Origin of the sequence: Caballeronia sp. RCC_10 (assembly GCF_041360715.1) — a bacterium.
Lineage (GTDB): Bacteria > Pseudomonadota > Gammaproteobacteria > Burkholderiales > Burkholderiaceae > Caballeronia > Caballeronia grimmiae.
Genome location: NZ_JBFUPT010000051.1, coordinates 1 through 16,030 on the forward strand (window position 1 = coordinate 1; position 16,030 = coordinate 16,030).

11 protein-coding genes and 5 pseudogenes are annotated in these 16,030 nt (G+C 59.1%); 10 read left to right on the forward strand and 6 right to left on the reverse strand.

The window, feature by feature from the left end; genetic code table 11:
• Together AB6804_RS30020 and AB6804_RS30025 are read left to right on the forward strand one after the other, a co-directional pair.
• Window positions 1–193, forward strand: a 193-nt coding sequence (locus tag AB6804_RS30020; RefSeq protein ID WP_370889551.1) for a hypothetical protein, incomplete at its 5' end; no start/stop codon positions are given.
• Window positions 194–760: 567 nt separating this feature from the next.
• On the forward strand, window positions 761–1,075 hold the full coding sequence (locus AB6804_RS30025) for a hypothetical protein (RefSeq protein WP_370889552.1): 315 nt from the start codon (window positions 761–763) through the stop codon (window positions 1,073–1,075).
• 33 nt (window positions 1,076–1,108) lie between these two features.
• Here the strand turns inward: AB6804_RS30025 and AB6804_RS30030 are convergent, their stop codons facing one another.
• Complete coding sequence (locus tag AB6804_RS30030) at window positions 1,109–1,357, reverse strand: hypothetical protein (RefSeq protein ID WP_370889553.1); 249 nt, start codon at window positions 1,355–1,357, stop codon at window positions 1,109–1,111.
• Between AB6804_RS30030 and AB6804_RS30035 the strand changes: the two genes are divergently transcribed.
• Both AB6804_RS30035 and AB6804_RS30040 read left to right on the forward strand, forming a co-directional pair.
• Window positions 1,356–1,736, forward strand: coding sequence for a hypothetical protein (locus tag AB6804_RS30035; protein ID WP_370889554.1), 381 nt, complete (start codon window positions 1,356–1,358; stop codon window positions 1,734–1,736). The two genes, AB6804_RS30030 and AB6804_RS30035, sit on opposite strands and share 2 nt — an antisense overlap.
• Before the next feature lie 4 nt (window positions 1,737–1,740).
• Window positions 1,741–2,241, forward strand: coding sequence for a hypothetical protein (locus tag AB6804_RS30040; protein ID WP_370889555.1), 501 nt, complete (start codon window positions 1,741–1,743; stop codon window positions 2,239–2,241).
• A 160-nt stretch (window positions 2,242–2,401) separates the two neighbouring features.
• Here AB6804_RS30040 and AB6804_RS30045 read toward each other — a convergent pair.
• The 3 genes and pseudogenes from AB6804_RS30045 to AB6804_RS30055 all read right to left on the reverse strand — a co-directional run.
• Window positions 2,402–2,648, reverse strand: a pseudogene (locus AB6804_RS30045) (SulP family inorganic anion transporter); the annotation flags it as partial.
• 289 nt (window positions 2,649–2,937) lie between these two features.
• A pseudogene (locus AB6804_RS30050) lies at window positions 2,938–3,704 on the reverse strand (polyphosphate kinase 2).
• Between the two features lie 457 nt (window positions 3,705–4,161).
• The gene (locus AB6804_RS30055; RefSeq protein WP_370889556.1) at window positions 4,162–5,406 is read right to left on the reverse strand and encodes a hypothetical protein; all 1,245 of its coding nucleotides are present in this window, start codon (window positions 5,404–5,406) and stop codon (window positions 4,162–4,164) included.
• A gap of 2,102 nt (window positions 5,407–7,508) precedes the next feature.
• On the opposite strand from AB6804_RS30055, the gene AB6804_RS30060 reads away from it, so the two are divergent.
• The 4 genes and pseudogenes from AB6804_RS30060 (at window position 7,509) to AB6804_RS30075 (ending at window position 10,745) form a co-directional block, all read left to right on the forward strand.
• Window positions 7,509–7,979: a transposase gene (locus AB6804_RS30060; RefSeq protein ID WP_370889557.1), complete on the forward strand. Its 471-nt coding sequence runs from the start codon at window positions 7,509–7,511 to the stop codon at window positions 7,977–7,979.
• Window positions 7,979–8,332, forward strand: a complete 354-nt coding sequence (tnpB, locus tag AB6804_RS30065) for an IS66 family insertion sequence element accessory protein TnpB (protein ID WP_370889558.1) — start codon at window positions 7,979–7,981, stop codon at window positions 8,330–8,332. Before AB6804_RS30060 ends, tnpB begins: the two co-directional genes overlap by 1 nt.
• Before the next feature lie 90 nt (window positions 8,333–8,422).
• Window positions 8,423–10,015 (forward strand): annotated as a pseudogene (locus tag AB6804_RS30070) (IS66 family transposase).
• 130 nt (window positions 10,016–10,145) lie between these two features.
• Window positions 10,146–10,745 carry a plasmid pRiA4b ORF-3 family protein gene (locus AB6804_RS30075; protein ID WP_370889559.1) on the forward strand — a complete coding sequence of 200 codons (600 nt, stop codon included), beginning with the start codon at window positions 10,146–10,148 and terminating at the stop codon, window positions 10,743–10,745.
• A 323-nt stretch (window positions 10,746–11,068) separates the two neighbouring features.
• Here the strand turns inward: AB6804_RS30075 and AB6804_RS30080 are convergent.
• Window positions 11,069–12,198: pseudogene (locus AB6804_RS30080) on the reverse strand (IS110 family transposase).
• A 373-nt stretch (window positions 12,199–12,571) separates the two neighbouring features.
• On the opposite strand from AB6804_RS30080, the gene AB6804_RS30085 reads away from it, so the two are divergent.
• Window positions 12,572–13,084: a hypothetical protein gene (locus AB6804_RS30085; RefSeq protein ID WP_370889560.1), complete on the forward strand. Its 513-nt coding sequence runs from the start codon at window positions 12,572–12,574 to the stop codon at window positions 13,082–13,084.
• Window positions 13,085–13,957: 873 nt separating this feature from the next.
• On the opposite strand, the gene AB6804_RS30090 is transcribed toward AB6804_RS30085, so the two are convergent.
• Window positions 13,958–15,037, reverse strand: coding sequence for a PAS domain S-box protein (locus AB6804_RS30090; protein WP_370889561.1), 1,080 nt, complete (start codon window positions 15,035–15,037; stop codon window positions 13,958–13,960).
• A gap of 747 nt (window positions 15,038–15,784) precedes the next feature.
• On the opposite strand from AB6804_RS30090, the pseudogene AB6804_RS30095 reads away from it, so the two are divergent.
• Window positions 15,785–15,898, forward strand: a pseudogene (locus AB6804_RS30095) (IS30 family transposase); the annotation flags it as partial.
• Between the last annotated feature and the right edge of the window lie 132 nt (window positions 15,899–16,030).

A 16,030-nucleotide genomic window follows, 5' to 3' on the forward strand; every position in this document is an offset into this window, starting at 1 on the left:
TCTTAAAGCTAGCCTGCGCACTCGTCTGCTGGAACATCTTCAGCCGAACGGAGCGCGCTTTTTGAACTGGCCTTTAAGAGTCGATCCAGCATCTCACGATAGTTTATCGAGTGCAGCCTTCGACGCGCTTTCTGAAGTAGTGGTGCATACGAACCAGGAAGAACGCTCAAAGACCTATCGTTGGTGGGAGTGAACGGTTCTCCCTGCAACGGTGCGCCAACGCCGAGTATGTCACGATACGCGATGCGACTCGTGAGCCGCGGCGATGCAACGGCAGCCTCGAGGCGTGCGCGAACTATCGCAACGGCATGGCGTTTCATGACGCCCCTGATGTATGCGAGCCCGATCGATGATAAAGGGCCGCTTCAACAGCCCTACTAGTGTCGCCTGACGCTGCTGAAGGTTCGCTTAAGGACTTGACCTCCCGATGAAATCCAGGCGCGGTCTTGGACGCACGCTCTGATCGTATCGAAGCAGGAATGGCGGCGGTATCGCGCGACCTCGTGCGGCGCCGTTGATGGGGATGAAACCATTTTCCGCGTGAATATCCTCGATCGTTCCGTGATGCATCGTCGGGCGGCCTCAAGTGAAGCGCGCGGTGTGTGGCGGATGCACATTAACGCGTCACCAACTCGTGCGGCGTCATTGACCTGCATCAAGCAAGCCTGCGAACGCCGGGCGCACGGTCGGTGTCGACATCACCCTGCCCAACGGTCCTATCACAGCGGTTGCTGGCAGGTGCATCGCTGACGCTCATCGCTTGGGCGCCTCGATGCCACGCGCAGAGTCGAGCACCGGCGGAGGTCATCGGAAGAGCATCGTATCGTCGCGCCCGCGAGCACCGATCCCCGGTGATGGGACGCATGTCAACGCGCAGGCCAACGCTGAATATGGCGCTTCGAAGAAGGCTTCAAAGAATGAGCGGCGCGCGAGCGTCAAGGAAGCCAACGCGCAGTACAAGGAAGAAGTCAGCAACGCCCGTATCAACCGCAAGGCGGATCGCGATGCTGCGAACAACTCCCTCAAGGCGACCGAGCTGGATCGCACAACTGCTCCGCCTCATGTCTCTCACTGACGCAGGCCATGCCACACAGCTTGATAAGGCTGCTTATAATCTGTTTGGCGTAGAAAGCGAGGGGCGTTCTCCGTCAACCTCGACGATATAAGCAGCAACGTCGGCGTCCTCGTCCAAATCCCGCGTCGCGCTTTCCCCGATCTCGACATGTATGTTCTCCACCGGGATCTGATCGAGGATTACCTTCGTCTCTGGATCAGTCCGGTCGACAATCGCAACCACCTTTAGCATCTTGTGAAATGGAATTGGTATGGTCGGTGTCTTGACGGAACGCGGATGCATGATCGCCCTGCTCCTTGCAGTTGCTCTGGCCTGTCTGTTTGCCTCCAACCAGATTTTTCTGTGGCGTCGCGTGCAACTGCTGGCATCGCTCCCGTGTCAATTCGCCTCGAAGGCGTTGTTCCGGCGGATCTGTTGGCTGATCCGGCACAGCGCCGCATGTAGATCAAACTTGATTTCTGGCGCGGTAAATGAATCGACATTGACACAGGTCAATCAGAGAAAGGGCGCCGAAATTACGATCAAGTGGACGAGTTCATTGGGTCTCAGTTGCCCGAGGGGCATGCTAAAGCCCAGACTCTTGGTACGTTACGTCATTTCGTACCTGGACGAGGCGAAATCGCGTCCGCTGCTTCCGGCGGATCTCATTGGTGGAGAGTAACTGCATGAGCCAGCCGTTGATTAAGATTACCGAGCCTTCGGTCCGTCACGGATGCATCGTACAATTTTCAGCGTACGGCTTCGGATGGGGATATCGAGCGTTCTCGGTGTCGCTTGCGAGGGTCTGCAAGCCGCCGCTTCACGCACTGGAAATGACGAGCGGCGAGGTTCTTGCCGCCTTTGTCTCGCGAAGGTCAGAAGTTCTTCCAGCGATCGTGCAGTTGGAAGTATTCCCCGATGCGGGTCAGCAGACCTGGCTCAGTCTCTCATCGTGCGCGCGTGACACGTCTCTGGCCGGACTTCGGACTGCAGACACCGAAGGTCAGGCGATGGTTCGATCTGGCGATTCGCTTGACCGCGCAAACCGTTGCGTTGTTCCGTCATTCATGCCTGACACGGACAGTGACGACGAAGCACCCGACGATCCAAATATCGAAAGCGCTTTACGTAGCCGGGCTGCGTCCGTAGCAACGGGGACAAAGCAATCAGACGAAAATCGCAACTAAATCCGTGTGAGTCGGGCTCCTTCTTTCCTGGCGCTGCTTAGAACGCCCTGAACGCCCTGCGCCTCCCAAGCCCTGCGTATCCGGAATTCGGGCAAGCGCCCTGAATCTACAGTTCGAGCCCATGTCTGTCTCTGCTGTTGCGAGTTGGATAGTCTCGAAAAGCGAATCTCCCTGGGTCTCCGGCCGCCATATCGGCCACCGATACTCCGACGAGCATGGAGATAGCCGAGGTCGGACCGATCGCTAGCTGGCGTGACGAGCCTATTAGCGCGTAGAAGAACCCCCCAGCCAGATATCAATAAATGCCGTATTGCGGCGGCAAATCAGCCAGCGTTGCGTATGACCAGCGAGACAGGTATGCCATAGGCCGCGAGCGTCGCGCCCGCTACGAAATCCGCTGGAAGCCACTTCCAACGATAGGTCGCCAACGATCGACTGGCAGGAAAGAGATTTCACCCTCCGGGGGTCCCCGGCATACCTTTTTCGGCTTCGACGATGGCAACGTGATTATCGTCCATCGCAGTCTCCCTTTTTGCCGTTTGGCCGGCTACAGACCAGAATTGGCTTGCGATACAGCGGCGAGCATGATTTCCAGCACCATCCGTTACCTTCCAGCAAGAGTCTACGTCCGGAGCTTCGACAATGGAACGCTCATGCCGCCGTTTCGACGTCTGACGCTAAGTCGACCCGAGGCATTTAGAAGTGCTCGGGCACACAGTTGATTGGCCGCTCGCTCTCGCGATAACCGTCTGCCTTTTGCCGCTTCGGCAGCTTCACTTTTTGTCTCGCGATGGGCTTGTACGGAAATTGTTTGATCAAATGCCTGATGAGGTTCAGTCGCGCGCGTCGCTTGTCATCCGAGCGCACGACATACCATGAGGAAAATTTGGTGTCGGTCGCTTCGAACATTTCGTCGCGAGCGCGCGAATAGTCGTACCAGCGGCTGTAGGAGAGCAAGTCCATCGGCGAGAGCTTCCATATCTTGCGCTCGTCGTGAATCCGTTGCTCGAGTCGCCGAGTCAGCTCCTCTTGTCCCACTTCCAGCCAATACTTGAGCGGGATGACGCCCGAATCGATGATCGCCCGCTCTACAAGCGGGACGGCCTTGAGGAAGCCTTTTGCCTGCTCCTCGGTGCAAAAGCCCATCACGCGCTCAACGCCCGCGCGGTTATACCAGCTTCGGTCGAACAGTATGATTCGCCCGCCGCCGGAGGTGCGGAAGATAACGCTGGACGTACATCTGAGTCTTTTTCGCGCTCGGTCGGCGCGGGCAGCGCGACCACGCGGAAAATGCGGGAGCTCACGCGCTCGGCAACCGCCTTGATGGCGCCACCCTTACTCGCGCCGTCGCGCCCCTCGAATAACACACAGATCTTCGCGCCGGTATGGACAGCCCATTCCTGTACCTTCCCGAGCTCGACATGCAGGCGCGCGAGCTCCTTCTCGTACAGCTTCCTGCTCAGGCGCTCATGCGGACCCGCGGCGCGGCCTCCCGGTGATTCTGGAAAACGGCGACGACGTTGTCTTCATTCATCGCAGGCTCCTCCCGGTTCCAATACCGCTTGCTCCGCGACCCATGCTCTGGCGGCGAGACTGACCTAGATTCTTTCTTGACCTATGCCTTCCCTCTGCCCTCGCTTCGGCCCGGTCGCATCATGCTTGTTACCACCACCGACGCGTAGCCAGCCACGATGGGTGCGGAGCGGTCCTTCAATTTGATGCTCCCTCAGACGTCGGTGCGCGCATGCAATCTCGACCAACCGAACGTGGCTGACGGACGACAGCGTTGCAGCCGTTGCGCGCCCATTGTCAGAGGCACAACGGCAGATCGCAGAGGCGACGAGCCGCCCAATTCAACCAAACCAGCAGATGCGCAGCGCGGCCGCGATCATCAAGGAAGTCGGAGAGGAACTTCTAAGCCTAAACTACCAATCCAAACAGGCGCTTCAGTAGTTCTTCCAGCGACATCATCGTCAATGCGAGCGGCACAATCGGGATAACCACCGCAGCTGCGAGGCGTATGATGGCATCCTTAGTGATAGGAGCAACACGCATTGTCCGGACAACGTCGAAACTGTTCGCGAGATCCGCAAGCGACTGGATGTCGGCACTGCCCACCAACGCCTCGCCGCCAGGCGAGCTGCCTCTCAGCCACTTGCTGTCGAATTCGCGCACGTACCGTTCCGCCAACGCGCCATACTCACTCAGGCCCGTCCGCTTCGCCTTGGCAAGTTGCGGCGCGAAAACCAGCAAAGGAGCGAAGACCAGAAACAGCAGGAAGAGAACCATTGCGCCTGTCTCGACCTTGAATTCCGTGAGTGTTGCGCCGGCGAAGAAAATGCGATTGGCGAACTGTGCAGCGAGCATCGCGCCGTGTGCCACCAACAGCATCATGAATGCATAAACTGTATTGGCAAGGAATCCCAGGCCTCCGACGCGATCGGGATGGGTGGGCACGAGGCTCAGTTCTATGCGCGATACATGCCACAGAAAGCGCGTCCAGATGAACAATCGAAAGTACCACCGAATCAGGAGGAACTGGAAGATTGGCACGCTCACATACCCATACCAGAAGCCAGCAGGTGAAAGCGACAAACCACCAGTGCCAGGTACGGCGTACCACGACGTTGTCGTTTGCATCGCAGTGTATTGGCGCCAGACAACGAAGATGCCCACGCCGTACACGAAAGCGATCATCAGTAGTTCTGCGACCACCGAGTTGCGCAGCCGGAACGCGGATCTGACGGCCTCATCGAACCGTGTGGCGGACGCTTCCGGAATGATCTTCCGGTCGAGGAATGCACGCGCGATCGGTCGCAGGCGCCGATGCACGACCAATTCAGCGATGATCAGCAGAGGCACGGCCACAAGAAATCGGATGTGAACTTCCATATCCAGCAAGAACGGCACTGCCACGGAACGGCCAAGCAGATGCCCGTCGAAAGCGGAGAGCGCGAGCAGCGGCAGCCAGGCCACAAGCGCGATTACCAGAACACGCTGGCGGACCAACTCGAGTGCATCGTCGGCCATGTGCGCCCCGCGCAGCAGCTGAAAGAGCGGGCCGCCGAGAACCAGTGAGAAGTTTTGCGTGTCCCGCAGAATATCCTCTGCGGTCGGCGCGATATGGTCCGTTCTTTCTGGTCTTAAGCCCAAGTAGCGATTCATGGCCTCGAAGCCTCCATCCCTGGTGCAGCCGGAGAACTGGCGTATCAGTGCGCCAGTCGATGCTTTGGTCGCCGGCGCCTTGCTCCACCCGCCGTTGAAGACGGTGGTAGCGCGAACGACTCGCGGACGAGGCAGCACCGCACGTTTCCTCGACTCGAGCTTTATCGTAGGGCCGGGAGGGCTCTCAGAAATTAATCTAGATCATCTCTTTGGGACATAGGCACGTGCAAACTGAGAGGACTGAAGAACCTAATATTCCCAGCACCTCTTCGCGCCTGGAATCGGCGTCCATCTGGACAACGGGAAGTTCTTCTCAGGCATCCGCATCTCCATTCGTCAAGCGTATTGTCGGCCTGCCAAGTCGCGATTATGGAGAAGCGCCAGCGCTGCCATTAGGCGCTGCAGCGCGCCGCTGAGCGCGATCCGTTTCGACGCGCATCCAACGCGTCGTGCATTGGTAGCCTGCATCCGCCCGCTTTGTGCAGAATGGACTTCGTCCTTACGTTGGTTCATAACGGGACGGCTCATCGTCGTCGGCGCGTGCGGCGCTAAGGCGGCTCTCCAGAACGTGCCGGGCGGAGACGCGTCTGTCTCAAACGTCGAAGAGGGCAACTGTTGCGGGGCTAATGTGAGACGAGCTTCCCTGGAGTACGCACGATGTCACGGCACCATACCTCTCCAACGAAGCGGAGCGTCTAAAAGCTTGCCCTCGTCAATACCGTACCGAAAGACCGCGGATATGAATGATTTCGCTTCTGCGTTGCTTTGCCCAACGCCGATCGTGCGCCCGGTTCACAAGCAAGGGGTTCAGCGCAGTTTAGAGCGATCAGCCGCTTCGGCGAAGTCGCGCTCATGCTCGAAAGTCGGACCAAACGATACCCTCCCCTGTTTTGCGCATTGTCCCAGCCATCACGGATGGCATCAGTGCGCCTAAGGTCGGCTCATCGCGTCGCCGCCCATCGCCGATCCTTTCGGTATCGATGGTCCTTCGGTCCGCGGCCACCACGCTCAGTTCGCGCCAGAGGCAGCGCGATCCGACTGCCAAATGTCGTGTATCTCATCACAGTCCGCACGTTAAGCATATGAGTATTCACCGCGACTGCGCGTCACCACGTTGTGTCAGTCGGCATGTCGACGGCATCTTATCGCACCGTGCGTTGCACCAACCGTACGCAGCGCATTCGTTGGGTGCGATGCCATCTTGATGTAGTCGCTCACAATCCGCCTCAAGGAATTTGCGCTTTCATGCCGTGCGATTCGGGAACCGGTTGCGGAGCCGTAGCTCCCCCTTCTCTTGAGACGGAAGCCGGGGCTCGCGCGATCGCGGCAGGCTCGGCAGGCGCGGTCGACGCTTGGAAATCGCTGACGAGGAATCCAGCCGATATGAGGAAGATCGCGGCAGAGAGCAATAGGCCCATTGTATTCTCCCGTCGGTTGACGAATTTGCCGTCTCGGCCCGGCATCGGTATCACACCACCCTTATCTTCGCTGCAGCGCAACCTCACGGTCGCGATCAACGGCATCGTGCTTTGAAGCTACCACTGCGCCCTGCCGTTCGTTTGACGTATGTCAGATAGATGGGCGAAGGAACGCCGTCTATTGGATATCGACAGCAGTTACAACGCGTCTCCAAACAGAAATTGGTCGATCACCTGCCTGGCGCAATGACTGGCACTGGCAGGCTGCGCCGAGCACGGCCATCGCGAAGCGTGCTCTCATAGCACCGGCGCCGGTGCAGCGCCTTAGCCCAACCCGCGGTGCAAGGCACCAGGGCCGGCACGAGCGAGGCGACGAGTGCAGATCACACGCCGTATCCTTGCAGCGCAAGGCAACGGCCACGTGTCTAATGCGTAAGCAGAAACATCCCGACACGCCTGCCGACCCACAGGGCAAAGGACATGGCAGCATTGCTGCCTAAACCTGGCAGCCTCTCCCGTCTGTCACGTAGCCCATCGTCCGTCAAGGCGGTTCGCTGGTCGCTCACGATGCGATGACCTGGATCAACGATCGGTATCCCGTAAGCGCGCGATTTCGCACACCTAGCTTCCGTTATTGATAAAGCTCACGATTGCGTCCGCAACCCAACTTTGCGGACGCAATCCATGACAGAAGATGACCTGAGCTTTTTGCCTTTGCGTGTGACGCATGTTGGTGTCGGCGGCAAGCGAAGCTTCGACCCGGCGGACAAACGACGACTGATCGAAGCCTGTCTGCGGCCGGGCGCCTCACTATCGGGCCTCGCCCTTAAGGCGGGCGTGAATGCCAACCAGTTGCATAAATGGGTCCGGGCGCGTGAACGCTCCCGGCCCCCGATCGGGCACAACGAGCCAGTCGCGTCGTCGGCGTTTGTTCCGGTGGTCGCGATCGACGGGCCGACAACGGTCATGGCGTCCGCGTCCGCGCCCGCGTCGCACCGCGCCACCAGAGCAGAGTCATCCTGTGTTTCGCCACAATCAACCCGAGCGGCACGGCTGTCGGCTCATCTGCCCAACGGCGTAAAGCTTGAGCTCGAATGTTCATCTGACGACGTGGCAATCGTAAATGCGATAGTTGTCGCATTGGGAGCGCGCTGATGTTCCGCTTCGAGGCGGACCTGACGGTCTTCCTGCATCGCGAACCGATCGACTTCCGGGCCGGCATCAATAGTCTCGTGACGCTCGTCGAGCAGTCCATGCAGCTCGATCCGTTTGCGCGCGCCGTGTTCGCCTTCCACAACCGCAAACGCGACCGGGTCAAACTGCTGTTCTACGATCGCAACGGTTTCTGGATGATGTTAAGGCGCCTCGAGGAAGACCACTTCGTATGGCCACGCCGGCAGCAGGCCGTAGTCAAGCTGACGAGCGAGCAGTTGCACTGGCTCCTGGAGGGCATCGACGTTGATGCTGTGCGCCGCCACCCGGTACGGTCGTACCATCACGCCAGTTGAGCATTGGACGCCGGAGGTCAGCATCAGCCGGCCAGCCTGTTACAAATTCCCGTAAACCCATCGCGGGCGACACCTCGCTATCGTGGGGGCATGAACGAAGACGAATTCTCCCGATTGCCTCCGGCCGCCCAGGCCTATATCCGTGAACTCGAGGCACGAAACAGGCAGCTGGGCGAACGGATTGCCCAACTGGAGGAGCAGTTCCGTCTGGCGCAGAGCAAGCGCTTCGCGCCGAGCAGCGAGAAGCTCCGGGATCGCGTCTTCGACGAGGCCGAAGAGATCGCCGCCACCGAACCCGACGATGACACCGACGGTACTGAAGACACGTTCGCACTGCCCAATACTGGCCTGCCGGATGCACCTGGGCCGGCGCGAAGCAGGCCCGGACGCAAACCGCTGCCGGCGCACCTGCCACGCCAGCGCATCGAATACGACCTGCCGGAAGACCAGAAGGTCTGTCCGTGCTGCGCGCAAGCGCTGCACCGCATGGGCGAAGAGGTCAGCGAACAGTTGCATATCGAGGTGAAGGCATCGGTGCTGCAGCACGTGCGCTTCAAATACGCGTGCCGCCACTGCGAACGCCATGCTGAGCGTACGCCGGTGATCACCGCACCGATGCCAGCGCAGCCGTTGCCGGGCAGCAATGCCAGTGCGGCGATGATCGCCACCGTCACAGCGGGGAAGTACGTCGACGGTACGCCGCTGTACCGGATGGCCCACGCGCTGGCTCGCGCGGACATTGAAGTCAGACGCGGCACGCTGGCGAAGTGGATCATCCGGCCCGCAGAGGTGCACTACGGCCGCCTGTACGACGCACTGCGCAGGACACTGCTGTCGCAGCCGCTGATCCACGGTGACGAGACAACAGTGCAGGTGCTCAAGGAGCCCGGCAGGACCGCGCAAAGCATATCGTATATGTGGGTGTACCGTAGTGCTGAAGACTGTCCGGAACCGGTGGTGCTGTTTGACTAGCAGCCGGGGCGCGGGCAGGAGCATCCGCAGGCGTTCCTCGCCGGCTACGAAGGTCTCCTGATGGCCGACGGCTATGCCGCCTGGCGCACACTCGAAGGCGCGACGCACTTCGGCTGTCTGGCGCACGCCCGCCGGGTCTTCGTCGACGCCCTCAAGGGCATGAAGAAACCCGCCGGCCGTGCCGCGCAGGCACTGGAGTACTTCAAGGCGCTGTATCAGGTTGAGACGCTGGCCAAAGACGATCTGCCGGAAGGCGAAACACGGCACGCCTACACGTACCGGCTGCGCCAGCAACACAGCGTACCGCTGCTGGCATCCCTGAAGGCGTGGCTCGACGAACAGGCCCCACAGGTCCTGCCCGAAAGTCTGCTGGGAAAGGCGATCAGTTATACGCGCAACCAATGGGTTTATCTGAGTCGCTACGTCACCGATGGGCGCGCCCCCGTGGACAATAACGTGATCGAGCGCGACATCCGCCCCTTCTGCACAGGAAGAAAGGCCTGGCTCTTTGCAGACACGGTCGCCGGTGCGAAGGCGAGCGCCATGATCTACAGCCTGATGCTCACATGCCGGGCGTGCAACGTCGAACCTTATGCATATCTCTTGCATGTGCTCACCGAGCTGCCGCAACGACCACCCGAAGCAGACATCACCGATCTCCTGCCGTTCAACTTCGCGATGCGAAGCACTTCGCCCCGGACATCCGCCTGACGCGATTCGTGTCGGTTTCCGGACAGCGCACAGCATAGGTCCAGGCACGCAGCGGGCAGGCGCAGTCGATTGCGACGCCAGGCGATAATCGAATTCCGCCTGCGTCCATTATGATGCTTTGCTCGAATCCATGACCAAGTCCTACACCATCTACACACTTCATGCGCAGATCCGTGACATCGAACCGCCCGTCTGGCGACGGATCCACGTCGACGGCAATATCACCTTGCGCAAGCTGCATCACATTCTGCAAGCCGCCTTTGGGTGGACCGACTCGCATTTGCATGACTTCGAGATCGACGGGCGGACTTACGCGATGGGCGATAACGACAACATGCTCGATCTGTTTGCTGAAGATCCCGCAATGCTGGATGACCGCAAGGCGCGGTTATACCGGCTTGCATACCCGGGACACCGGTTCCTCTATCGATATGACTTTGGCGATGACTGGCATCATGATATTCGCGTGGAAGAAGTCACTCAAACGGACCATGAGCCGCACAGCGAGGCGTGGATTGGTGCTGGAGAACGTGCCTGTCCGCCCGAGGACGTGGGTGGCACGTACGGATATGCAGAGATGTTGCGCGTTCTAAGCGTCGACCCAGATGGCGACGAAGCGACGCGGTACAGAACATGGGCGGGAGACGACTTCGATGCCGAACTGTTCGACCGACGGGCGGCCAATGCGACGCTGCTGCGCATGGCGTGGAACAACCGGGGCAAAAAGTAGACAGGCTTGAACCGCTGTTCTCCATGCATCTGACGATCCGGTGTGCTTTAACTACCGCTGATATGACTTCCGTGGTCAAGAACCAATCATTTTGGGTTTGTGCATAGGCGAGTCCACTGAATCTCCTGAAGGCGACGCAGCAGTAACATCGACGGTGGATCAGGCTGATATCCGCGGGTTGGTTACCGCATTACAGGATCCGTCGCATGAGCCTTCCGCCTTCTTACGCCGCGAGTCAGCTTGAGGCTGTCGCGAAGCGGTATCGCGGGTTGCTCTGGTACCGGGCTGCGCCGCCTTCAGGAGATTCCTTCGTATGGGTAGTGTTATGCCGGGCGGGCCTCACGCGGTATCGCCAGCGCCATGGCCATTCGTCCGATGTCCCAGATGAACCCGGCCAACTCACGTGCGACGGCGACCATCGAAACGTTCATGTTCTTGCCTCGGGCGAGCAGCCTGCGGAACCTGCCGCATAAGCGTAACTGGGCATCCCACGCGCGGTCCACAGTTGCCTTCGGGATACCTTCATGTCGCTGCTGGATGGTGCGCCCGATGCGGGCGGGATGTCGGTAGCTCCATGCTGATTCAATCAGAAGTTTGCGAGCGTAGCTGTTGCCAGTCTTGGTAATGCTGCCCAGGCGGCGGTGTTCACCGGACGAGTGCTCCGAGGGAGTGACGCCGAGCCAGGCCATCAGTTGCCGGGGATGCGCAAAACGTGACAGGTCGCCCAGCTCAGCCAGGATTCCAACCGCGGCTGTAAACTGTATGCCGCGCATCGCCTGCAAGGCCAGCACGACGGGGTAAAAGCGCCACGCAGGCACGGCCTCATGCATTGCGGTAGCAAGCCGTTCACACTGCGCGAGCCGGTCCTCGATCGTGCGTCGATGTTCATCGAACGCCATCTGCTGCCAAGCGTTCTGGAAGGAGAAGCTGCTAAGCCAGCGACGATGCGCGGCGCTCCAGTCAGCGCGGCCCTGGTAGCGCACGCCATGAGCGAGCAGAAACGATTTGACGCGCTGCCGGGCTTGTCTTAGATCCTCCCGGGCAGCACACCATGCGCGTGACAGGTCGCGGAATGCTTCGTCCTCCTCGTCGGGCACATGAACGCTGGTCAGATCTCCTGCGCGTAGCGCCCGCACCAGTTTGATGGCGTCGCGCCGGTCGGTCTTGACGCGCTCGCCAGGTTTGCGGGGAATCAGCGAGGGCGCACAGACCATGCAGTCGAAACCTGTAGCCACCAGTTGCCGGTGCAGTCCATAACCACAAGGACCGGCTTCATAAACAATCCGTACAACCGGCCCTTTGGTGCGCAACTGTTTGCACAGCCGCTCGGTCGCCACCGCCGTCGTCGCAATCTTGCCGAGCAATTGCACATCGTCCATCCCGATCGAATACGCGACCGTAATCGATTCCTTATGCCGTCCAGTCCCACAAATACAGTGCTATCGTATTCCATGCTGGCCTCCGTTTCGGAAACGAACCTTCTGAGCTCGCGCTCATGCGGCTCTGGCTCCATGCTAATCCGCGTCAAGCTCCGGTGCGGTGGTCAGCATTTCACCTGCCTCCACGAAAGTCATATTGACTTACGGTATCCCGCACGCTCTTAGCCTCGGATCACATGATTCGTGCGCCATGTTCGCCCTCCCGAACAAATGCCTCCGTCTGCCCTAGGATCAGTGGCCGGCACCCCGCCCGCCGCTTGCTGCGGCGGCTTCCTGGTGTCACGGATCCAACGACGGGAGCATTTCCTGCCGGCCGTTCCTTCAGCTTGCATTAAGACGCGGCACCGCGACGGTCTGTAGCTGCTTTCAGGAAACAGGGAGAACACCATGAAACGGGATTGGCAATGCGCACTGCTTCTTGGTATAGGGGCGGTGGCAATTGGAGTGGCGTTGCCATGCGCAGCCACGGGCGAGAAAGATGCTACGCCACCTATCCAGTTCTCGGGCACGAACGTCACGCGTACAAACGCGATCATCTTCGCCGTCGATATCCAACGTAATAGCATGACATTGCTGGAGGAAACCGGTGAGCCTGTCGACGTGGTGGTCGATCGAAGCCTCGGTGACGTTAGCGAACTGCACATCGGCGACACGGTCGCGGTCACTTCCAGCCGTGCCCTCCTGATGCGTGCGGACAGACTCAGGTCCAGCGAGATCCGCGAACAAATCGATGAAGAATTTTCGACTGGCTCGCCTTTTGTATCGTCTATGTCCGTACACCGAGTCGAAGCCGTGACTACCGTTGTCGGAATCGACCTCAGAAAGACTCAACTTACCTTGCGCGGCCCAACGCGCACGGTCGTCCTGCAAGAATCGTCGAGAAGTCTGCTGGACGGGTAAAAAAAAGGCGACAGCGTGCGACTCAATTACATGGAGGCGACAGCGGTAAAAATTATGCGCAACGGTGTGCCGTTACGGTGATCTGCTGATCCCGTTGTACGAAGTTCAGAACGGATCCACGGCAAGCGACGGGCCGGCCGTTACCCGAAGCCATTGCACCCCTCGGGAGCGCTTCGTGCAAACCAATTGCACGCTATCAGCGATTCCTCCGTCGGAAGGCTCTCACCTTGCACCCGCTTTATCGTCAATAGTCCAGGACGCGAGGGGTACATACGGAGAGAATGCTGCGAAATCAACCGGCGGTTAAGTCGTCGCGCGCGTACAGGAGCGTCGGTGCCTGCTCAACTTTAGGCGCACGACGGCTCGCGCTCGATTGAGCGAAATGAAGGGTGCTAGCACGAGCGGCAGAAAGTATGGCAGGAAACGCGGTGGTGAGCCCGATGAATGCAAGACGCCGCGGTCTGGCTTATCGAACGATGCTGAAATCGTAGTCTCAGCCGGAAGCACGGTGCTGGTCGTGGAAGATTCACTCTTGGTCCTGCACGCCCTGATCAACTGACCGAACTGCATGGCAAAGCGGCTTGATTGATACAAGTGCCGACCCTGATGATGCGCCCCCGCCATCCTACACCTCGGTCCGGCCGTCGTGATTGTTGGTCTGCACGTTCGGGCAGGAAGCGGCATCGATATTCCGCTACCAGTGACAGAAGCAAGGTCGAAAACGGTGCAGATCATGTTAGCCAACGAGGCGGTGGGGGAGTCCCAGTGGCTGAGAAGGAAGCCCGAGCGGATTTTTTTCTACGACAAGACACGCAATTCCAGCAGACCGGCGTCATCGAATCGATGACATCGCTAAGCGCGTAGAAATCCTGCCTACCTTGCTGCGCCTTTGAGGCCCTGAACAGGAATAAGCAGGTTGAGGTGCACCCCGTTGCCGGGACGACCGGAGATTTGCAGATCGCCGCCAATCTGTGCGGCGCGCTCGCGCATTCCGATCAGACCAAACGCATCGCTGCGCAGCTTCTCTCCTAGTGGAAGACCCACCCCGTTGTCTGACATACGAAGGCGACAAAAACGGTCGTCCTTTGAGAGGTCGATGCTCACCTCGCTTGCGCCTGAGTGACGCGCGACGTTCGACAGGGCTTCCTGGACGATCCGGTATAGGGAGAGGACAGTCAGCTCGTTTAGCCCCTCAGGCTCTCCGTGTACCGCGAGCCTCACCTTGATACCGTAGCGCCTCTGAAAACTGTCGGCAAGCCACTCTAACGCGGCCGTCAATCCGAGGTCATCGAGACATGGCGGACGAAGGTCGGCCGCTATGCGGCGCAAGGACTCTGTCATTGCATCGATCTGATCAGAGATCTCCGCGCCTTGCTGCCAAATCTGCGTTTGGTGAACCGCGAGCGCCATCTTCAGTGCTGAGAGTCGCTGGCCCAGATCGTCGTGCAGTTCGCGCGCAATTCGCTTCCGTTCGCTCTCACGGGCCTGTTCCATGACCGCGGCCCGAGCGTGCAGGCGCTCGAGCTCTTCAAGGCGACGCCGCTCCGTCATGTCACGGGTCACTTTGGCGAATCCGAGCAACTCACCCTCCGGTCCTGTAACCGCGGTAATGACCACATTCGCCCAGAAGGTCGAACCGTCCTTGCGCACCCGCAGACCTTCGTCCTCAACGTGAACGCGAGCAAGCGCTGCCTCGAGCAACGCTTGGGGCTTTCCCACTGCAATATCGTCGTCCGTGTAGAAGACAGAAAAGTGTCGGCCGATGATTTCCGCCGACGCGTACCCTTTAATCCGCTGACCGCCGGGGTTCCAGGTCTGGACACACCCGGACGTGTCGAGCATAAAAATAGCGTAATCCTCGACGGACTCAACTAAAAACTGATAGCGGTGTTCAAGGTCGATCTTGCTCTGTTCGCACCACCGGTCCGTTGAAGCTGAAGATCGTTTTGTCATTGCATAGGGGGTCGCCGGACACCGCTGGATTATTTTACTGAGACTAGACAGTTTTCCGACGTCTATGGTCTAGCTTTCTACCGCCTGCTTCTTGACAGTACTATAAATCGGGCAAAACAGCGAAAATTGCGACATGTTCGACGTCGGAATCGTGAATCAGCGGCAAGGCACTGCGTGCAACAACGTCGTCCGCAGCATATTGCTGGAAGCGCCGGTTGTCATGGCACTAAACGTCCTCGCCGCACTGAACGTGATGCCGTTTGCGACGTTGTGACTCGACGTGGATTTAATAGGTCGTCAAAAGGTCGCTCACGCAGGCTGATGCGAGCAACAAGGACGATTTATCGGAGCCTTTATATACAGGCTCACGGTCGTAAAAAAGCAGTTGCTTGCGCACTTGCGATGGACACGTGCGTCGTTCACGTCAACACGCCATGAAGACCGACGACCACTGCAGAACCGGTGACGCTCTGTCGAGCAGCCAACGCCCGTAACAGTAACAGGCCGCGATACCCGGTAATGGGGAGACGAGCAAATGTCTTGGCAGCGCGAACAACCAGATCGCCACTCTCGTCGAGTGTCAAACCCGTTACGTGACGCCGGTAAAGACTGCAGCAAGCATACAGAGACCGTCGTCAACGCCTCGTCAGGCATGCAGCAAGCTGCCGCAGGAACTTTACAGATCGTCGACGCAGGGATCGCGGCAAAGTTAAGACCGATCACAAGTGCTCAACTGTGGTTACCGACATGAAGGTCTACTTTTGTGATCCACAGGATTTCTGGCAACGTGGGCCAAACGAGAACACGAATGGACTTCTGAGACAGTACTTCGCGGAAGTTACCGATCTCTCAACCTATTCAGTCGGTCTTGCAGAATGCCGTGAAGCCAGGCGCCGCGTGGTAATAGGTGCAAACAGAGGGTTGCGGAACTCCCAGTTCCAATATGGAATTAGCCTATGTTCTGGGAGTGAGAAGCGCCGATGAGCACACCGG